Annotated in this window: 18 protein-coding genes; 6 read left to right on the forward strand and 12 right to left on the reverse strand. The window is 46.3% G+C overall.

From position 1 onward, the window contains the following. Positions 1-5: 5 nt before the first annotated feature. Together tcuB and tcuA are read right to left on the reverse strand one after the other, a co-directional pair. Positions 6-1,139: a tricarballylate utilization 4Fe-4S protein TcuB gene (gene tcuB / locus LY387_RS23255; protein WP_234496547.1), complete on the reverse strand. Its 1,134-nt coding sequence runs from the start codon at positions 1,137-1,139 to the stop codon at positions 6-8. Next, positions 1,123-2,511: an FAD-dependent tricarballylate dehydrogenase TcuA gene (gene tcuA, locus LY387_RS23260; protein ID WP_234496548.1), complete on the reverse strand. Its 1,389-nt coding sequence runs from the start codon at positions 2,509-2,511 to the stop codon at positions 1,123-1,125. The genes tcuB and tcuA overlap by 17 nt, the downstream gene beginning before the upstream one ends. A gap of 151 nt (positions 2,512-2,662) precedes the next feature. Here tcuA and LY387_RS23265 point away from each other — a divergent pair, with 151 nt between their 5' ends. Then, the gene (locus LY387_RS23265) at positions 2,663-3,334 is read left to right on the forward strand and encodes a GntR family transcriptional regulator (RefSeq protein ID WP_234496549.1); all 672 of its coding nucleotides are present in this window, start codon (positions 2,663-2,665) and stop codon (positions 3,332-3,334) included. Positions 3,335-3,569: 235 nt separating this feature from the next. Here LY387_RS23265 and LY387_RS23270 read toward each other — a convergent pair whose 3' ends face one another. Further along, the gene (locus tag LY387_RS23270; RefSeq protein WP_234496550.1) at positions 3,570-4,049 is read right to left on the reverse strand and encodes a hypothetical protein; all 480 of its coding nucleotides are present in this window, start codon (positions 4,047-4,049) and stop codon (positions 3,570-3,572) included. Between the two features lie 379 nt (positions 4,050-4,428). On the opposite strand from LY387_RS23270, the gene LY387_RS23275 reads away from it, so the two are divergent. From LY387_RS23275 to LY387_RS23295, 5 genes are all read left to right on the forward strand, one after another. Then, complete coding sequence (locus tag LY387_RS23275) at positions 4,429-5,451, forward strand: ABC transporter permease subunit (RefSeq protein ID WP_234496551.1); 1,023 nt, start codon at positions 4,429-4,431, stop codon at positions 5,449-5,451. 3 nt (positions 5,452-5,454) lie between these two features. Continuing rightward, entirely contained in the window at positions 5,455-6,495 is a 1,041-nt protein-coding gene (locus tag LY387_RS23280; protein WP_234496552.1) for an ABC transporter permease, read from the forward strand. 72 nt (positions 6,496-6,567) lie between these two features. After that, positions 6,568-8,406 carry an extracellular solute-binding protein gene (locus tag LY387_RS23285; protein WP_234496553.1) on the forward strand — a complete coding sequence of 613 codons (1,839 nt, stop codon included), beginning with the start codon at positions 6,568-6,570 and terminating at the stop codon, positions 8,404-8,406. Positions 8,407-8,429: 23 nt separating this feature from the next. After that, positions 8,430-9,284, forward strand: a complete 855-nt coding sequence (locus tag LY387_RS23290) for an ABC transporter ATP-binding protein (RefSeq protein WP_234496554.1) — start codon at positions 8,430-8,432, stop codon at positions 9,282-9,284. A 25-nt stretch (positions 9,285-9,309) separates the two neighbouring features. Beyond that, positions 9,310-10,122, forward strand: coding sequence for an ABC transporter ATP-binding protein (locus tag LY387_RS23295; protein ID WP_234496555.1), 813 nt, complete (start codon positions 9,310-9,312; stop codon positions 10,120-10,122). On the opposite strand, the gene LY387_RS23300 is transcribed toward LY387_RS23295, so the two are convergent. The 9 genes from LY387_RS23300 to LY387_RS23340 form a co-directional block, all read right to left on the reverse strand. Then, positions 10,115-11,170 carry an aldose epimerase family protein gene (locus LY387_RS23300; protein ID WP_234496556.1) on the reverse strand — a complete coding sequence of 352 codons (1,056 nt, stop codon included), beginning with the start codon at positions 11,168-11,170 and terminating at the stop codon, positions 10,115-10,117. The two genes, LY387_RS23295 and LY387_RS23300, sit on opposite strands and share 8 nt — an antisense overlap. Before the next feature lie 6 nt (positions 11,171-11,176). Continuing rightward, positions 11,177-12,148, reverse strand: coding sequence for a D-2-hydroxyacid dehydrogenase (locus LY387_RS23305; RefSeq protein WP_234496557.1), 972 nt, complete (start codon positions 12,146-12,148; stop codon positions 11,177-11,179). 9 nt (positions 12,149-12,157) lie between these two features. Next, entirely contained in the window at positions 12,158-13,687 is a 1,530-nt protein-coding gene (locus LY387_RS23310; protein ID WP_234496558.1) for a tripartite tricarboxylate transporter permease, read from the reverse strand. A gap of 12 nt (positions 13,688-13,699) precedes the next feature. Beyond that, positions 13,700-14,551, reverse strand: a complete 852-nt coding sequence (locus tag LY387_RS23315) for a hypothetical protein (protein ID WP_234496559.1) — start codon at positions 14,549-14,551, stop codon at positions 13,700-13,702. A gap of 75 nt (positions 14,552-14,626) precedes the next feature. Then, positions 14,627-15,640, reverse strand: a complete 1,014-nt coding sequence (locus LY387_RS23320; protein WP_234496560.1) for a Bug family tripartite tricarboxylate transporter substrate binding protein — start codon at positions 15,638-15,640, stop codon at positions 14,627-14,629. 70 nt (positions 15,641-15,710) lie between these two features. After that, positions 15,711-16,679, reverse strand: coding sequence for a sugar phosphate isomerase/epimerase family protein (locus LY387_RS23325; protein ID WP_234496561.1), 969 nt, complete (start codon positions 16,677-16,679; stop codon positions 15,711-15,713). Positions 16,680-16,780: 101 nt separating this feature from the next. Then, positions 16,781-17,746, reverse strand: a complete 966-nt coding sequence (locus tag LY387_RS23330; protein WP_234496562.1) for a transketolase family protein — start codon at positions 17,744-17,746, stop codon at positions 16,781-16,783. A 19-nt stretch (positions 17,747-17,765) separates the two neighbouring features. Then, positions 17,766-18,590 (reverse strand): transketolase, encoded by an 825-nt coding sequence (locus LY387_RS23335; protein ID WP_234496563.1) that lies wholly within the window; start codon positions 18,588-18,590, stop codon positions 17,766-17,768. A gap of 68 nt (positions 18,591-18,658) precedes the next feature. Next, positions 18,659-19,312, reverse strand: a complete 654-nt coding sequence (locus LY387_RS23340) for a GntR family transcriptional regulator (RefSeq protein ID WP_234496564.1) — start codon at positions 19,310-19,312, stop codon at positions 18,659-18,661. Positions 19,313-19,390: the final 78 nt, after the last annotated feature.

Raw genomic sequence — 19,390 nt, forward strand, 5'->3', positions numbered from 1 at the left:
TACGATTAAGCGTTTGGCTCGGTGACAGGCTCAACACCGACAATCGCTTGGTGACGCTCTTTTTCTACCACGAAAGTGATTAAGGCAATGAGGCGATAGAAACCGTGAACAAACTTGCCGTAAGGCATCGAGATAAAGAGCGTAAGAACGATCCCTAAGTGAACCGTCAGCCCAAGTCCTACCCAACTCGTATCGCGCAAAACCATCAATCCCAGACCGGAAACGCTTGTTAGTAGCAATAGCATTAGGAAGCTCGTGTCCATACCCTTGTTGGTTTTACCTTTGGTATCCGATACGGCTTGACGCTTCAGCGCCATTAGACCAATAGGACCAACAATTAGACCTAAACCACCAATCACACCAAATAGTTTGGGTAGACTGATAAAGTCATACGGGGCAGGAAGCGCCAGCGCATAGTGCATCACTGTTGCGGTGGAGGTTGCAGCGAAGCAAAGCATGAATCCCCAGAACGTCATTTGGTGGAAGTAACGTCTTGCCATCGATGGCTTCTCTGAAGGGTACGAGCATCCTTGACCATTTCCTCCATCGAGGTATTTGAGGGTAAGGCCATCTTTAATCCCTTTGGCTACCAATCCCCAATCTAGCTTCCACGGTGCAGGTAATCGCATCACCTTCCAGAAGTTGACAATCGACATCACCATAGCGATGGCAACAAATAGCGCCACGGTACCGAAGATCGCTACCATTACGTTATGAGATATTACGCCGTAAAAAGCGTTGTCATGTACTTGGAAAAAACTGTCGCCAGTGAAATAGGCACCGAGTACCATAAATGCTGTGACTAACACCAATAATAACGAAGTTACCCAAAAACCATTGTTCTTGAATGCTGAGCCCATAAAGCTTGGCCAAGCATATTGTGCGTAGCTCTCTTCTCTAAGCTCGGCCATGGCGCCAGGCACGTTGAGTTCAAACTCGTGAGGTTTCGCGTATTGGCAGTTGTGGTAACAGGCGCCGCAGTTATGGCAAAGGTTAGATAAGTAGTCGAGATCATCTGAATTGAACTCTAATCTAAGCTCCATTGCTTGAAACACGGCGCAGTGACCTTCGCAATAGCGGCAGGCATTACAAATGGTCATTACTCTGTCGACTTCTTTTACTTTAATTGTTGATCGCATAATCCGCTGCCTCGCTTCCTGCTATTCGTCCAAATACATTTCCAATTGTCATTCCAATGCCTGCTAAGTAGCCTTGTCCTAGTACGTTGCCTGCCATAATTTCTCCAGCAGCAAATAGGTTTTTGGCAAGCTTGCCATCAGACATTCTCATCTGAGCATTCTTATTGACCTCAACACCAAGGTAGGTGAACGTGATGCCGGGCTTCAGCGAGTAGGCGTAGAATGGGGGAGTGTCAATTCGTCGTGCCCAGTTAGTTTTGTTAACTTCAAGTCCTTTGGTGTGTACTTGGTCTAGTTCGGTGTGATCAAAGTTACCCGGCTGAACGGCGGCGTTATACTCTTCGATGGTCTGAGTGAATGCCTCAACGTCTAAGCCTACTTTTTCGGCCAGTTCTTGTATTGAGTTTGCTGTCACCGCTGGAAACACCGGAGGCATGAACGAGCCTTTGGCTTTGCTATCGATAATGACATGAGCAATCTGATCAGGCTGAGAGGCCACAAGGCGGCCCCAAATCGCGTAACGCTTAGGCCAGAAATCTTCGCCCTCATCATAAAAGCGTTTGGCATTCTTATTGACGACGACTCCAAGAGAAACACAGTCAACGCGAGTACAAATCCCACCATCAAATTGTGGCGCTCGACCATCTATCGCAACCGCATGGCATTGGTTTGGCTCGCCAACGGAGTTGATCCCTGCATTAAGCAGCATTTTCAGCAAAGTGCCTTTGTTGTATGGAGTACCACGGATCAGGAAGTTCTCCGCAATATCGCCCCATGCCTCTTTCAGCCATTCTACATTCGCCTCAAAACCACCTGCGGCGGCGACAAATGTTTTGCCTTTAATCGTCTGATCGCCGACTGAAACACTTTTAAATTCATCGTTGTTTATTTCAATGTCGGTGACCATGGCATCGTAGTGGATCTCAATGCCCAAATTTTCAGCGTGACGATAGAGAGCATTGGCAAGCTGTTTACCGCCTCCCATGAAGAACGCGTTAGTCCTTCCTAGATGTAGTGTGCCTCCCAACGGCGGCTGGAACTGCACGCCTCGCTGCTCTAACCAATCAACCGCCTCCGTTGAGCGGTGAAGCGTCAAGCGTGCAAGTTCTTCATTGGTTTTGCCTTTGGTAACACGCATTAGGTCTTGCCAATATTCTTCTTCGTCGTAGGTACCGCTTAAGACAGACATAGGGCCGTCGTGCATTGGTCTTAGGTTTCGGGTGTGACGGGTATTGCCACCACGGTGGGTTCTGGGAGCGCCTTCCAGCAGACAAACACTCGCGCCTTTTTCGGCGGCAACAATCGCAGCAACGATGCCAGCCTGACCACCTCCAGCAACAATCACATCGTAGGACTCACTTTCAAAGCTCATTCGATACTTCCTTGTTTTTGGTTATTGATGTATACGATTGTATACAATTGTATTTTTAGCTTGAAACTTATTGATTCCTGTGTCAAGTTTGGAATAACAAAAACTTCACAACTGAGATCTAGAACGATCTTCGATTAGAGTTCGATAGCAAATGACACAAGAAAAAAAGAGTAATCAATCTCGCTCCGAAGTGGCCTATCAGAAGCTACTACAAGCCATTCGTCACGGTGAACTGACACCGGGAACTCGCGTTAGAGAAATTGAAGTTGCAGAGATGCTGGGCATCAGCAGAACACCCGTCAGGGATGCCATTCGGCGTTTAGAAAGTGATGGTTTGTTGATCCATTTGCCACGCCAAGGTGCGGTCATCAAGCAGCTGGATCAGAAAGAGGTGATAGAGCTGTATGAGGTGCGTGAGGTATTAGAAGGCACTGCAGCGCGATATGCAGCACGGCATGCCTCAGAGATTGAATTAGCTGAGCTCGAAGACTTCAACGACATCATGTTAAGTAATGCCAATGACCCGATTAAGGTCGCTGAGGCGAATCGTCTGTTTCACCAAGCGCTATATCGAGCGGGGAACAATCGCTACTTAATTGACGCACTAAATTCATTATCAAATGCACTCACTCTTCTAGGTGGAACAACGCTACAAGAAGGCGAACGAACTCAAACTGCGTACCAAGAGCATCAAGCGATCATTGATGCCATTCGCCAGCGCGATGGCGATAAAGCGGAACAGGCCGCTAGGCATCACATTCAGCAAGCGCATCGAATTCGTATGCGGATGCAAAGGGCTTCACAGGTTGAAGTTAAGGGGTGAGTGATTGAAGTGTAGATTGGTTTCAATTTCCGCTGCACTCTTTACCTTTAGAGTCAAACTTTTTGAAAAGTACCATGGAAACAGAGGCAGCGCTGAGCTAACTCAGTTAGATGTCGAGTGTCTGCTTTACATCTTCAAAGAAATTAAAAGTATTATTGCTTAGTATTTAAAAGGTCATCTAGAACTATTTCCGTATAGTTTCTGACAACCCTTATTTGTAAATGGTTCAGTTGACCTACCAATCGATTGATGCCTCTGTATCCCATCGACAAACTGCCTTTTTAATAATTCTCTCGTTAGGTTTGCTTTCTCTTGTGCCATGATCGGTTGAAACTAGAATATATTTGAACTCCCAATCACCGCGCATAGTTGGCTCACCATCATCATTGAATGTGAGATCTGCTTCTATGCCACCGTATACGTCGCCACTGATGTGCTCTCGCTGCATGATTGAGAACTTATGGTTCTGTGAACCGTTTTTCATTTTACGAATTTCGTGATTCGTCACTGTGACGTTTTCGATTGGAGTATTGGAGTCACTCCAGAGATAAACACCTTGACCGTCTTTTTGTATGATCAAGTTTGCATGGTTGTCTAGTTCGCAAGAAAACGGCTTATCAATTGACTTAGGGTTAGCCATCATCTCACTGACGCTAGTCGTTTGACATCCAGAGAGTGCGACTATTGCCAAAGCTGGGATCATAAGTTTATTCATTCTTGTACCTTAATGCGCTCCGCGCTGCAGAGTGATTTTTGTTGTTCGTGTTTTAGCGCACATCAAAAAACCTGTAGACCTAGCCCTCCAGATTGAAATGATGTTAATTGCTACTCTTAGTCCATTTACTGTAACCCCAGAAATTAAAACACTTAACTACAATATGAAGGATCAGGTCCATCGATGCTCTGCTAGATTCGGGTATTGATGTAATGTCCGTATTTGCTGATGTGTGGAAAATATTTGCTTATCCTTGATATATGTTGCCTTCTACTAGTTGCTTTTCTTTCAGTGACTTAATTAAGGCAGTAACTTGTTTTGTCGCTCTAAGCTCGTTAATCTTTCTCTTAGGGAGCAGCAAACATGGAGAAGTTGATTAATGCTTTCTTACTTTCTTCGTCGCCTGGCACTAGTGGTGCCGACCTTTTTAGGGGTGACGATACTTATTTTTGCGATCACCAGATTAGTACCAGGCGGTCCAGTAGAGAGAATGCTGGCGAACCTGCATACACAAGGGGATGGGGGTTCGCTATCGATATCAGGCAGTAACTCTGCGTTGTCGGAAGATCAAATCCAAGAGTTGAACGCGTTTTACGGACTCGATAAACCCGTTCCCCAAGCCTATTGGGAATGGCTTTCGAACCTTGTTCAGTTGGATCTTGGTGAGTCTACTCGCTACTACGAGCCGGTTTCAGACATGATTGCGGAGCGTATTCCAGTATCACTGTTTTACGGTGGTATGACGTTCTTCATCAGCTATTTTATTTCCATCCCTCTTGGCTATTACAAAGCACTTAAGCATGGTTCTGTGTTTGATTCGCTCTCTTCAGTGGCAATCTTTGTAGGGTATGCACTGCCAGGCTACGTTGTGGGGGTGTTGCTTATTACTCTGTTTAGTTATCACCTAGAGTGGACGCCTATGGGGGGCTTCACTAGCGATGACTTTGAGGATTTTGAGCTATTGTCAGAGCAAGTTGCTGACATTATGTGGCATGCCATTCTACCTTTAATCTGTTACCTCATCGGCGACTTTGCGACGCTTACTATGACGATGAAAAACAATCTCATGGAAAACCTGTCAGCAGACTACATAAGAACTGCGATCGCAAAGGGCTTGCCATTTAAGCAAGCGGTGCGAAAGCACGCACTACGAAATAGCCTAATACCAATTGCCAGCCATTTTGGTAACTCTTTGCTGTTCTTTATGACCGGAGCATTCTTAATTGAGGTCATCTTCAACATTGATGGAATAGGGCTACTGGGTTATGAGTCTATTGTCGAAAGAGACTACCCCGTTGTAATGGGGATCGTCGCGATTAATGCGGTGCTGCTGCTTCTGGGAAACATCATCTCCGATATCTGTGTCGCGCTTGTCGACCCTCGTGTGAAGTTTGGGGGATAAGCGATGCAGGTCAGTCCTTTAACAAAGAAAAAGCTCAATAATTTTAGACGGATTAAGCGTGGCTATTGGTCGTTTATTCTGCTGTCACTCATGTTGATTATGTCGTTATTTGCTGAATTTCTTATTAACAGCAAAGCGCTGGTGGTGAAGTATCAAGGTGATTATTTTTTTCCGGTGGTGAGCCGTGTCTATCTGGGAACAGAATTTGGGCAAACGAATGCCAGTGAAGCCGACTACAGACAACTTAAGTTAACCTTTGAACAAGCGGCAGGTGATGATTTTGTGTTGATGCCGATAGTGCCGTGGGATCCTTATGAACAAGACTTTTCTGGGGACTATCCTCCAAATGCGCCCGATGCTCAAACTAAGCACTATCTAGGTACCGATATCATCGGCAGAGATATATTGGCAAGATTGGTGTACGGCTTTCGAATTGCTATGGGTTTTGCACTATTAGCCATGGCGGCTTCTTATGCGATTGGTGTGGCTGTCGGCTGCGCTATGGGCTTTCTTGGCGGCAAGTTTGACCTTTTCGTTCAACGTTTTATTGAGATTTGGTCTATGGTGCCTTTCTTGTACGTCATCATGATTTTGGTCTCTATTGTTCAGCCGAGTTTTACTTTGTTTGTCGCCATCATTGTCATGTTTGGTTGGATGGGCATTACTTGGTACATGAGGACCATGACCTATAAAGAAGTCGCAAGGGAGTATGTCACGGCAGCCAAAGCGCTTGGCGCGTCAAATGCTCGAATCGTCTTCAACCACATCCTCCCAAATACCATGGTGATGGTGGTGACACTCGCACCATTTACTATCGCGGCAAATATCACGGCTCTGACCGCACTCGATTATTTGGGATTAGGTCTAATGCCACCGACGCCAAGCTGGGGAGAGTTGCTTCAGCAAGGAAAGTCGAACTTAGACTCACCTTGGATCGTCGCTTCGGTAGTAACCGCCATTGTTGCGGTTTTAGTCATGGTGACATTCATTGGTGAAGCGGTAAGGGCAGCCTTCGACCCGAAGAAGTTTACCCGCTATGTTTAAACTAAGTGACTAATATTAATCGTATAGAGCTAGACCACGGAAACGTTTAGCGAATAAAAATAAGGATATTGCATGAGCAAGAATTACATGACTCTGGCGGTACTTTCGACAACCCTATCTGTGGGCGTGAACGCGGCTGACCTTCCCGCGGATCTTCAATGGATAGATAACATGAATGAGCCATTGTTTGCGTCGGAGGAAGCGCAGTTTGGCGGTACGTTGCGCACATATATGTCGAGTTTCCCGCAAACGCTTCGAAGTGTTGGACCAGATTCAAATTCTGGTTTGCGTCACTACTTCATGGACGGCACTCCCAAGCTGGCTGCTCGTCATCCTAATACGAATAAGTGGATTCCACAGCTCGCTGAAGCATGGGCGTATGGTGACGACAATCAAACTGTCTATTTCAAGTTGAACCCGAAGGCAAAATGGTCCGATGGTGAGATGGTCACCGCGGACGACTATTTGTTTATGCTGACCTACAACCGATCCAAAGACATTATTGCCCCATGGTACAACGACTTCTTTACCAACAAGATCGCCGACGTCGTCAAGATTGATGACTACACCATTGCCATTAAGTCAGCCTCGAAAATGAGCCAAGATGAGCTGATGATTCAGATTAACTTGCCAAGCAATGGGGTACAGCCAAGACCCGAGCACTTTTTTGCTGATTCCAAAAACGATAAAAACGGTGATGGTATTGACGATAACTTTGTGAGGAAGTTCAATTTCAAGGCTGAGCCAACGACTTGGGCGTATTACATGTCTGACGTTAAGAAAGGTAAGAGCGTCACGTTCAAACATGTCGGTCAGGACTGGTGGGGGTATGAGAATCGATATTACAAGAATCGCTACAATGTTGAGAAGGTGCGCCTTACCGTTATTCGTGATGCAGACATTGCCAGAAAGCGTTTTGAAAAGGGTGACTTGGATGCGTTTGGCTTAATACTGCCAAGTTTGTGGCATGAGAAGGCGGACGGTAAGCCTTATCAAAATGGATACATCCAAAAGTTCTGGGGCTATAACCAAACCGTACAGGGGGCGGGCGGCTTATGGATGAATACCTCAATGCCGATGCTCGACGACCGTAATGTGCGAGCGGGTATAATGTATGCCTCCGATTACGACGGCATGATTAAAAACGTGTTACGCGGTGATTACCTGCGTTTGCCTCACGGGCTTGGAGCAGGGCATGGCGACTATGATCGACCAGACAATCAAGCTCCGGCTTTTGACCCAGATAAAGCGATCGCTTATTTCGAAGCGGCGGGTTTTGATACCATCGGTACAGACGGCATTCGTGTTAATGCCCAAGGTCAGCGACTAAGCTTTGATATTACTTATGGTTTCCCGCCACATACACCAAGGATCGCTTATCTCAAAGAACAGGCTAAGCAAGCGGGACTGGAGTTTAACCTTAATCTTGTTGATGGCTCTTCGGCGTTCAAGTTTGTGCTCGAGAAAAAACATCAGCTAGCATTTTTGCACATGGGTGGTGGTGAGATCCCAGCTTATTGGGAGTATCTACACTCTGACAATGCAAAACCTCAAACCAACAACCACACCTTTTATCAAAATCCCGATATGGACAAACTCATTGACCAATATGTGGTTGAATTTGACGTCGCCAAAAAACAAGCGCTGTCACATCAGATCCAACAGAAAGTGTCTGAGGAGTTTCTCATTGTTCCAGGATATATGGTGCCATACACGCGCGAAGCGCATTGGCGCTGGTTGCGTCTTCCAGAAAATGGGATGACCAAACAAACGCAAGCCATGTTCTCGGTGACGGACATCGCCAACTTTTGGATTGACGATGAACTCAAGAAGCAGACGAAGCAGGCAATGAAAAAAGGCGAGAGCTTCGAGCCTGTGATTGTGGTTGATGACAGCTACAAACTGCAATAACCAAAATGCTGGATGGAGTGTTCATGCAAGATGAGGTAATTCTAAGCGTGCGAGATCTTGCGGTAAGTTTTCACGATGATGATGACTGCCGTGAGGTATTGCATGGTGTCAATTTTGATCTTAAAGCCGGTAGGACGCTGGGGATTGTTGGTGAGTCTGGCAGTGGTAAAAGTGTTACGGCAATGTCCATCATGGGACTCTTGCCCAAACCTTATGGAGTCGTGACAGAAGGACGGATCTTATATCGAGATACGGATTTACTGAAGCTCGAGCCCAGTCAGATGTATTCGATGAGAGGGGATCGTATTTCCATCATCTTCCAAGACCCGATGACGGCACTAAATCCGGTACAAACGGTTGGTAAGCAGCTTAACGAGGTATTGGAGTTACATCGACCTGAACTGAGTAAATCTGAAAGAAAAGCGACCTGTCTCGATATGCTGAAAAAGGTGCGTATCCCATTGCCAGAAGCAAGATTAAACGAGTACCCGCACAACTTGTCTGGCGGTATGCGTCAACGTGTGATGATCGCTATGGCATTGGCTTGTAAGCCAGACATATTGATTTGTGATGAGCCGACCACCGCACTGGATGTCACTGTGCAAGCCTCGATTCTTACGTTGATGCAAGAGCTTCAACAGGAGACGGGGATGTCGATGATATTTATTACTCACGATCTTGGTGTTGTTGCCGAGATATGCGATGACGTAGCCGTCATGTTTGCGGGGCGGATTGTAGAGCAAGCGGATGTGTTTGAGCTGTTTGATCACCCTAAGCATCCATACACAGAGCGCTTACTCTGGCTAATTCCAAATATCGACAACCCGCCCAAGCAAAAGATTGATATCAAACCCATCACTGACGCTATGTTTCGATAATCGATAAGGCAGTTAAAGGTTCTGAATGAGTGAACTTCTAAAAATCACCGATTTAAAACAGTACTTTCGTAGTGGCGGTGGGGTTTTTCGTCGTGGATACGTAATGAAGGCGGTGGACGGTGTGTCCTTGACCGTCAATCGTGGCGAGACGCTTGGGTTAGTGGGTGAGTCGGGGTGTGGTAAAAGCACCTTGGGCCACACTATTCTAAAGCTCCTCGAGCCTTATGATGGAAAAATTGTGTTCGAGGGAGCTGATATCACCAAACTATCGACTCGCGAAATGCGCCCGCTGCGCAGGCAAATGCAAATTGTGTTTCAAGACCCTATGGAGTCGCTGAACCCACGCCATACGGTGGGCATGATCTTAGAAGAGCCCTTTATCATCCATAAACTCGGTAACGCAGTAGAGAGGCAGAAGTGGGTTCGAGAACTGCTGGAAAAAGTCGGTCTGCCTGAGGACTCGATTGACCGCTATCCTCATGAATTTTCGGGAGGACAAAGGCAGCGTATTGGTATTGCTCGAGCGATAGCGGTGAAGCCCAAACTGTTGATTTGTGATGAGTCGGTATCCGCATTGGATGTGTCGGTCCAAGCGCAGATCCTTAATTTGCTGCTGGACCTACAAGCAGAGATGAATCTCGCCATTATCTTTATCTCTCATGACCTCTCTGTGGTTAGGCATGTCTCTGATAATGTCGCTGTAATGAAGGAGGGTAAAGTAGTGGAGTATGGAACCAGTGAAGAGGTGTACAAAACGCCGAAGCATGAGTACACCAAAACACTGTTAGCAGCGATACCGATTACGCATCCGAAATACCGCTCTAGGCCTGTTAGTTAAAAGATTTATTGCCGTCAGGGTAATAAAACTCATAAACAATCGAATGCTGATAGGGTTTGTCTGGCGTTACCTGAGATAGTGGGAAGTGTTTGATATTGACCGCATTGACATACCCTTTCGGCTCAAGACACACGCCAGCAAACTTCTGATAAACCACGTTGTTTTTGCCAGATACTTGATTCAGATTATGTCCATTGTAGAAGTGCACGGTATCTTCATTGGAGTAAACTCTCAGCCCCAATTTCGATGTTTGCAGCTCACCGACCAATCTAATTTTTTCAGCTTCACTCAAAACATAGGAATCGTTGATGTCAATATCGTTGTTTACACATTCAGCGAGCATCATCCCTGAAGAGTAATCAAAAGCCGTGTGGCGGACAGTGACAATTTCGCCATTCGGTATCCTATCTTGCTTCTGTTGTAAGGTTTGGTCAGATGGGATACGCAATAAATGGTTATTAATGCTCCCTGACTCATGCCCGTTAAGGTTGAAGTAACTGTGCGCAGTCATGCTCATTGGCGAAGCGATATCGGAGCTAGCACTGATGTCTAACCTGAGCTGATTGGTATTGGTTAGAGTATACTTCGCCGAAACGGTAACATTTCCCTTGAAGCCCTCTTCACCATCTCCATCTTCAAGCACGAGCCAAAGCGATATCTCATCATCAGTTTCATCCACTCTTGCGATCTGCCACACTCGGTTGTGGTACCCAAAGCGTCCACCATGAACGCAATGCTTTCCATCGTAGGCATTACCGTCGACCTGAGTAATCTCGCCGTTGTAATTGAACTTGGCACCTTCTATCCGATTGGCAACGCGACCAATGATTGCGCCCATGTAATGTGTGTCTTTGGCATAGTCAGCGAGCTTATCGTATCCAAGCACAATGTCATTCACTTTGCCATCTGAGTCCGGGACATGAAGGCATCTTATGATGCCTCCGAGTGTCAATATGGATACCGACATCCCTGACTGATTGGATAGCGTCACTTCTTGTACAGGTTGATTGTAAAACTGACCAATATGTTGCGAGCTTACCGGCATCATAGTCTCCTATCGAGGATTGACGACATTCATTGGTGCGCCATCTAGATAGCTTTGAATGTTCTCAGCTACCATAGACATGATGCGCTGCCTCGCATCAAGCGTTGCCCATGCGATATGTGGTGTGATAATGCAGTTTTTCGCGCTGAGCAATGGGTTGCTCTCCACTGGGGGCTCTTGCCACAATGTATCAAGTGCCGCACCAGAGATGACGCCTTGGTTGAGCGCTGCAGCGAGTGCTTCTTCATCGACAAGTTGACCGCGAGAAGTGTTAATCAAAAAGGCGCTTGGCTTCATTTTCTCTAGCGTTGCTTGATTGATCATATTCTCAGTGGCGGGCAAAGCAGGGCAGTGCAGTGAGACGAAATCAGATTCAGCCAATAGTGTCTCTAGCGCTACCTTTTCATGAGCGTAACTCGGTACTTGCGTACTGAAGTCATCATGAGCGATAACGTTCATGCCAAAAGCAGAGCCAATCGCACCTACTTGTTGACCTATGTTGCCAAAGCCGACGATGCCTAGTGTTTTACCCGATAGCTCTAACTGCGGGGTTAACCAATATGTCCAATCTTGGTTTCGACTCCACCCAAGGTTTTGCTTTACATCATCACTCATCGCACTTACGTTGCGAGCAAAATTGAAGATATGAGCAAACACCATTTCGGCGACGGTTTCAGTGCCGTAAACGGGCACGTTCATGACCGGAATACCTTTTTGTTTAGCGTATTCAACGTCGACTACGTTGTAGCCAGTGGCCAACACAGCGATGCACTCTAGTTCTGGACAGGCGTCAATGATTTGTCGACTAATTGGGGTCTTGTTGGTCAGGATAATACTGGCGTTTCTTGCCCTTTCAATGACCTCTTCGGTGCCACCAGTGCTTCGGTCATAGCTCTTGAATTCGCCCAGAGCTTCAATGGGAGCCCAAGGGTTATCACCCGGGTTTAATGTGTAGCCATCTAAGCAGACAATGGTTTTCATACGGTTTCCTTAAGATGTGGCGAGTCGGTTTTTGACGGTGCTAAATAGTGTTCGGATCCCACGGTTCACCGCAGGGATTTGGCTACAGATGATCATCACAATCACACACACCAAAATTAGAGAGATAGGGCGCTCAATCATTGGCATTAAGCTACCGCCGGTCGTCTTGAGACCCGTTCTTAGCGACGTATCGGCCATAGGACCAAGGATGACACCAATAACTAATGGTGCGATAGGCACTTTCAGCTTCATAAAGAAGTAAGAAATGATGCCGATGATACCCATCAAATACAGGTTGAAGACGCGCATGCCGAGAGCGAATGAACCGATAACACACAGCACAGCGATAAGCGGCATGAACAGCGTTTGTGGGATACGCAGAATATGAATAACCTGTTTAGACAAGATCATACCGCACACCCACATAGCGATTGCAGCCGCAAACAGAATTGCCGTTACTTCTGGAATAAACGAAGGGTTGGTTTTTAGTAGCATTGGACCTGGTGCCACATTATGCAGCATAAGCGCACCCAGCAGCATGACTGCGGGTGGAGAGCCTGGAATACCTAAGCTGAGTAGGGGAATCATAGCGCCGCCCACACAGGCTTGGTTGGCGGTCGAAGTCGAAATTACCCCTTCTGGAGCACCTTTGCCGAAGGTTTCCGGTTTCTTGCTGGTTTTACGAGAAATACCATACGCCACCCACGCTGCGATATCCTCGCCAATCCCGGGCACTGCACCAATACCAACACCAGTAAGCGCGGATGAAATGATATTACGAGTGTTTTTGAACATGGTTTTGAAGTCAGGTAGCAGCCTGCCAATCGACTTGGCATTCATCGACTTCATCTTCATCTTCGATTCCAGTACCGACATGATTTGCGGAATACCAAAGGCACCGATCAATACGGGAACTACATCGATGCCGTTGTCGAGTTCGTGAATGCCCATAGTAAAGCGAGGGTACATCTGCATATGGTCTTGGCCAATAGTGGATAACCAAATGCCGAACAGACCTGCAATCCAGCCTTTTATTGCTAGCTCTGGAGAGGTCAAACTGCCGGAGATCAGAATGCCAAACAGTGCTAACAAAAAGTACTCGTATGAGGTGAACTGAAGCGCAGCCTTGGCAATAACCGGAGAGAGCAGGGCGACAAACACCATACCAATAGCCGAGCCAATCAGTGATGAGGTCGTGGCTAAACCAAACGCTCGTCCTGCTTGACCTTGCTGAGCCATGGGGTAGCCGTCCATTGCTGTAGCCGCAGATGCCGCGGTACCGGGAATGTTGAGTAGAATAGATGTATACATACCGCCGTAAACGCCACCCACATAAATTGAAAGCAGTGCCAGCAGTGCTGTTTGATTGTCTAAGCCGTAGGTTAGGGTAGTCAGTAGTGCCACGCCCAGTGTTGCGGTAAGGCCGGGCATTGCGCCGAAAATAATCCCCAAGAATGTACTGCCAACGAGAATTAAGATCAGCAGTGGGGAGGTGAAAATATGCCAAAACATACTTCCGAATGTAGATAGAATATCCATGTTCTTCACCTGTTAGAATGCGTCTTCGAGAGCTTGCATGTCTTCATCTGAAAGCTGCATTGCTTCTGTTTGTTTCGGTGGTGCTAAATAGGTGTAATAGGTTTGGTTGAATACTTGCTCGACGATCAGACCTTCGTTAGGAAGTGGTACTAACAAGAAGTACCTAAAGATCGGACACAGTACTGCCGGAAAAACGATACTGATAATTAGCAGTCTTCTGACCTTTGCTGTCATCTCAGCACTATGCTGTTTCGCCGTGTGGAACAGATAGCTAGACATGACAAGTGCACTGACAACCAGCACAACATCGGTTGTGTATGGGTAGATAGCATTGGCATACTCAGACGCGCCCGAGCCAAATAACAGTAGAGAGACAACCACGGTCGCTGAGTAGATCTTCAATAATTGTTTGGTGATGCTTTCTGTATCTAAGTAATAAAGACCAATATAGAAAATAAGAAACGCGGCAGATGCAAGGAAGAAGTCATACCAAGTGATCAGTACGTAAATGTAAGTAATGATGCCGCCACCGGAGATAAGAAAGCCGGTTGGATTGATGTTTTTATAGTGTTTCGCGAACAGAGCTTTGCCTTGCTCTGCCTTACTTTTTAGGAATACCGATAACCCTGCAGCAAACAGTGAGCAGCCAATAAAGAGTGGCAGCAGTCCTGGTGATTCATACCATTCAGTTGTCACACCGCCAACGGTACCAGAGAATGGCATGGTTAAAGAGTTGGCAACTACCACTAGGGCAAACACCATGACCACTAATGAGAAGGCAAAGTCCCATCCGTGCATTTGTTGTTGCTCTAACGTCTCTTTATCCACGTCATCGTGTTCAGATAGTTTATTTTGAGAAGACATAGTTGCCCCCAAACAGCAATTAGTTAATTAAGAAAGAGTTGACCAGCCACATTGCGTGACTGGTCGATAGGTCCACTACTCAGGCTTAGGAATGCCGAGTGTTTCGGGGTTGATTTTCGCAGCTTCTAAATCCCATAGCGTCCAGCTAAATAGCGATTCAAGACGAGCCATACGTTCATTCGCTTTTTTGCCAAACTCACCAACGAGTTCGTAGTGGTTTTCACTAGCGTAAGTTTTTACTTCGTCACTTTGCATTGCGCTTGCGAATGCCTTGGCGACGGTTTTCTTAATTTCCACAGGCGTTTCTTTCTTCATTGCGAAGCCGATAGCTTGTGAGATAGGAAGGTACTCTTGAAGAGCAGGGTAGGTTTGCAAACCAGAAGGGATAGTGATGTCACCAACAGTAAATGGATTTTCGGTTAGCGTAGCCAGTGCTTTGAAGTCGCCAGATTGAATCAGTTGGTTTTGCTCAGCCACTGATGTGATAACTACATCAACTTCGCCACTAAGCGCTGCATTTTGGCTGCGAGATGAACCAGGGAATGGAATAAAGTTCATCTCTCCACCGATACCTTTTTCAAACGCTAGGTAGTTAATGTGGTGAAGTGAGCCAGCTGAACCTGCGCCAACACGGACTTTGCCTGGGTTTTCTTTGACGTGCGCAACGAGCTCTTCAATGGTATTGAACGGAGAGTTTTTAGATACTGAGATAACGTCTGGTGAGCTTGCCACGATAAAGTAGTCAAAGACATCCATACGATTATCCCAACCGCCCATCACGGCAGCAGCAACGTTTGACTCAGAAAGACCGACAAACGTATAACCATCTGGTGCTGAGTTATAGCCTTCTAGGAGACCGACCGAACCAGACACGCCACCTGGCTTGTTTATCACGTTGATGTTTGTGCCGAGATACTTGGCCATCGATGCGGTAGCAACGCGGTTGATGACATCGGTACCACCGCCTGCAGACCAAGTAACAACGTCGGTAATATTACGTGTAGGGTAGCGTTCATCTGCGTTTGCGAATGAGGTGCTAAGGGCAAGCGCAGCAGCTAAAACACTTGTAAGTAGAGTTCTTGTCTTCATTTGTTTCACCTTGTTTTAGTGCAGTATCCGGTCTTGTGCCAGATTGTCACTGCGGGTTACTAGACTGGGGTTAGATCTTGATGAAATAGCTCTCTAAATCGGCCCAGATATCCATGTACTCTTTCTTTCTCAAACTTTCGCCAAAACTCTCCATACCGATCGCGTCGATTCGAGCCGAGATGCGATTGGTCATTCGAATGTTTGCTTCGAACATCTTTACGATATCCCATCGCGTTGGAGAGGTATCTGATGTAAGCCAACCTTGGTAGTTAAACTTCTTCAGATAGTAAATAAATTCAATGTATTGCATTAAACTGCGACTTCCGCAGAAGTAATCCCAATCCCACTTACCATCGTTATCGTTGATGTGGATGTAGTACTTGATATCAAGCGAGTTAAGTAGGGCGAGCTCTTCCGCAGGGTTGTTATCGCCATAGAGCGAATGACCATAATCGAGGGTCACGCCGATATTTGGATTGCCAATGTCCTTGATAAGACAGATGGTCTTGGCTGCGTTGTCGAGATAACATCGGCCACGGACTTCGTTCGGTTTGTACTCAATGAACAATGGGATGTGCGGCTTGTACTCGCCAGCTTCGCCAAAGGTTTCGCACAGACGCTGCCATGTCTCGACATAGTCCGCTTGGAAACTGAACTCGTAACCATCACTTAGAGGGCAGCACTGTACTTTGTCGGCTCCAACTTCTTCGGCGTAATCTTTTGCTTCTTTGATAAAGCTGACTGCGCGGTCTCGTACAGCCTTATCTGGGGAAGTTAGGCCACCAGATATAAACTCTTTTTCCACCTTGACGTTGACGTTGATACAGGCAACTTTGACGTCATACTTAGCGAGCAAAATCTTGAGCTCGGTAAGGTTGTCGTAGTTCACTTCATAGGGGTAGACCAACTCAGCCCCTGACATACCATCAATGGTGCGAAGCGTTTGTAGCTTCTGCTCCAGAGTTTTTGGTTCGTTATACTCAGAAAAACGATCCCGTTGCTGACCGAGAAACGGAGTAATTACTGCATGTTTAAACATAAATCTCCCTAGGCATTCGCCTAAACTTCATTGTTAAACGTTGTTTTCGATTGAACCTTGTTTTCGATTAAACCTTGTTTTCGACTAAACATTGGGTTCGACTAAACTGAGGTTTCTGTCGACACCAACATGGCGCTGGCACAGTCGATAATGTGCTTGGATGACAATCCATACTTGTCGAGAAGCAGTGGATAGGCGCCCGACTCTGCGAACGTGTCATCCAGTCCTAAGTGGTCGAATTGAGCGTGAATTTGCTCTTTTGCCATACGAGCGGCGATGTCGTAGGCCATGCCATTACGCTTCTGGTGACCTTCAGCGATGATGACGCGACCTGTTTTTTTGATAGATGCGCTAATGGACTTCCAGTCCAGAGGTTTGACGCTGTATGCATCGATAAGCTCGACACTGATACCCGCCACTTTGAGTTCATTCGCCGCTTCAAGGGCTTGAAATAGAATGTCGCCATAGGAAATGATGGTGATGTCAGAACCTTTTAATAAAGTATTGCTGCCACCACACTTGAACTCAGCTGACTCGTTGTAGAGTTCGTAATAGGCGTCACGCATTAGTCGGCAATAGACAGGGCCCTGCGTTTCCATCGTTACATCGAACAAGGCTCGGCTAGATGCGGTGTCGCATGGGGCGAAGATGTGCATGTTCGGGAGCGTTGACATCAACGCCATGTCTTCGGACGCTTGGTGAGTCACACCATCAATAGCAGCGGTAGTGCCACCATGCGAAGACATGAGCTTTACGTTCAGGTTTGGATAGCAGATGAAGCTACGTACGCTCTCCAAAGCTCGCATGGTTAAGAACACGCCATAACCCGCGACCACAACGGGTCTGCCATTCGCCGCCATGCCAGATGCTGAGGCCATCATGCCAAATTCGGCGATACCCATCTGAAAATAGCGCTCAGGGTATTTGTCGTTGAAAAGGTACGAGTTGGTTGAGTAACCAATGTCAGCTTCGAATACTGCAAAGTCAGTGTTAATTTCGCCGTACTCAACCATTCGCTCGGCAAACGCAAGGCGGGTTGGTTTTTTGGATTTAGTAACTGTAAGCATGTGAATACCCTTTGATTGATTAAGCGACTAACTCAGCACGAGCAGCATGGAACTCGTCATCACTTGGCGCCTTACCATGCCAATTGCGAACATCTTCCATAAAGCTGACACCTTTACCTTTAACCGTATTAGCAACAATGCAGGTAGGCTTGCCTTTGAAATCACGTGCCGCTTGTAATGCGTCTAATATCTGTTCAATGTTATGGCCATCGATCGTCACCACATTCCATCCAAACGAAGCAAACTTATCTTCTATGCTCAGCAGTGGCATGATTTGGTCACTAGTGCCATCCATCTGCAGGTTGTTTTTGTCGACGAAGAACACGAGATTGTCGAGTTTGTATTTGGCTGCGGCCATCGCGGTTTCCCATACGACGCCCTCATTCAATTCACCATCGCCAAGTAGGGAATAAACACGGCGGCCATCGTTAGCGAGCTGACCCTCCAGAGCCATACCCGTCGCTGCAGCGCAGCCGTGACCCAATGAACCTGTGGTAGTGTCGATTCCTGGTGTGCTCTTCATATCAGGGTGGCCTTGCAAGATGCTGTTAATCTGCCGCAGCGTCTTGAGGTGTGACTTTTCAAAGTATCCGAGGCGTGATAAGCAGGCATACCAGACAGGACATGCGTGACCCTTGGAGAGCACGAAGCGGTCACGGTTACTCTGCTTGGGATTGCTAGGATCGAGGTTGTTCATCTCGCTAAAGTAGAGTGTTGTAACGATTTCAGCAGCAGAGAACGAACCACCAATGTGACCCGACTGGGCGTGATAGACCATATCGAGAATATCAATTCGGATGTCGTTCGATAATTGATATAGCTCTTCTACACTTATTTTGGACATAAGTGTTCCTCCTTAAATAGGATGTAAATCAGAAATTTATTTTTAAGCTAAATGCTACTTGTCAATTATCACTTATCTAGGAAGTGGTAATTGTCTAAAAATTCAATGAATTGTTTAGAAACTTGCTCCCAGTGAACCAAATGCATTTCTCTTGCTTCATTAATGTTGCCAGACTCTAAGTTGTCGATTAATTTGTTGTGTTCAATGATCGAGTCCCATGGTAATGGTCTAAGTTTAATGACTATGTCTTTGCAACGCTTATTTTGTTCGTTATATTTTCTAGCGGTTTCTATAAGTCTAGAGTTTTCAGTATATTGAAATATTTGGTCGTGAAAGGCAAAGTCGTGGATCGCCCACTGCTGAATGTCATTATTATCTAATGCCTGTTCCATTTTGGCTGTATAGTCACGAAGTATATCTAATTGCTCCTGAGTAAGTCCTTTTGATATACAAATATCAAGTGCCATCACCTCAAGGTGTGCAATGAGCTCGTAAAGCTCTTCTACATCGCGTCTTGACAAGGCGCATATTTTAAGGCCGTGTCTTGGATGGAGTTTTATGAGTCCATCTTGCTGTAGTCTTAGCAGAGCTTCTCGTACAGGAGTTCTGCTAAAGCCACAAATCTCAACCGCTTCATCGACTAGTAGTTGTTGGTTGATTCTAAATTTATTCTCAAGAATCATGCATTTAAGCTTGTTGTATGCTTGTTCTGATAGCTTCATAGTGCTTACCACTGCCTCCATGTGACACTCAAAAACTGAGCAAAATCAATTAATTTTCTACTGCATTCATTAAAAAAT

Source organism: Vibrio maritimus (assembly GCF_021441885.1).
In the GTDB taxonomy this organism is placed as follows: Bacteria; Pseudomonadota; Gammaproteobacteria; order Enterobacterales; family Vibrionaceae; genus Vibrio; species Vibrio maritimus_B.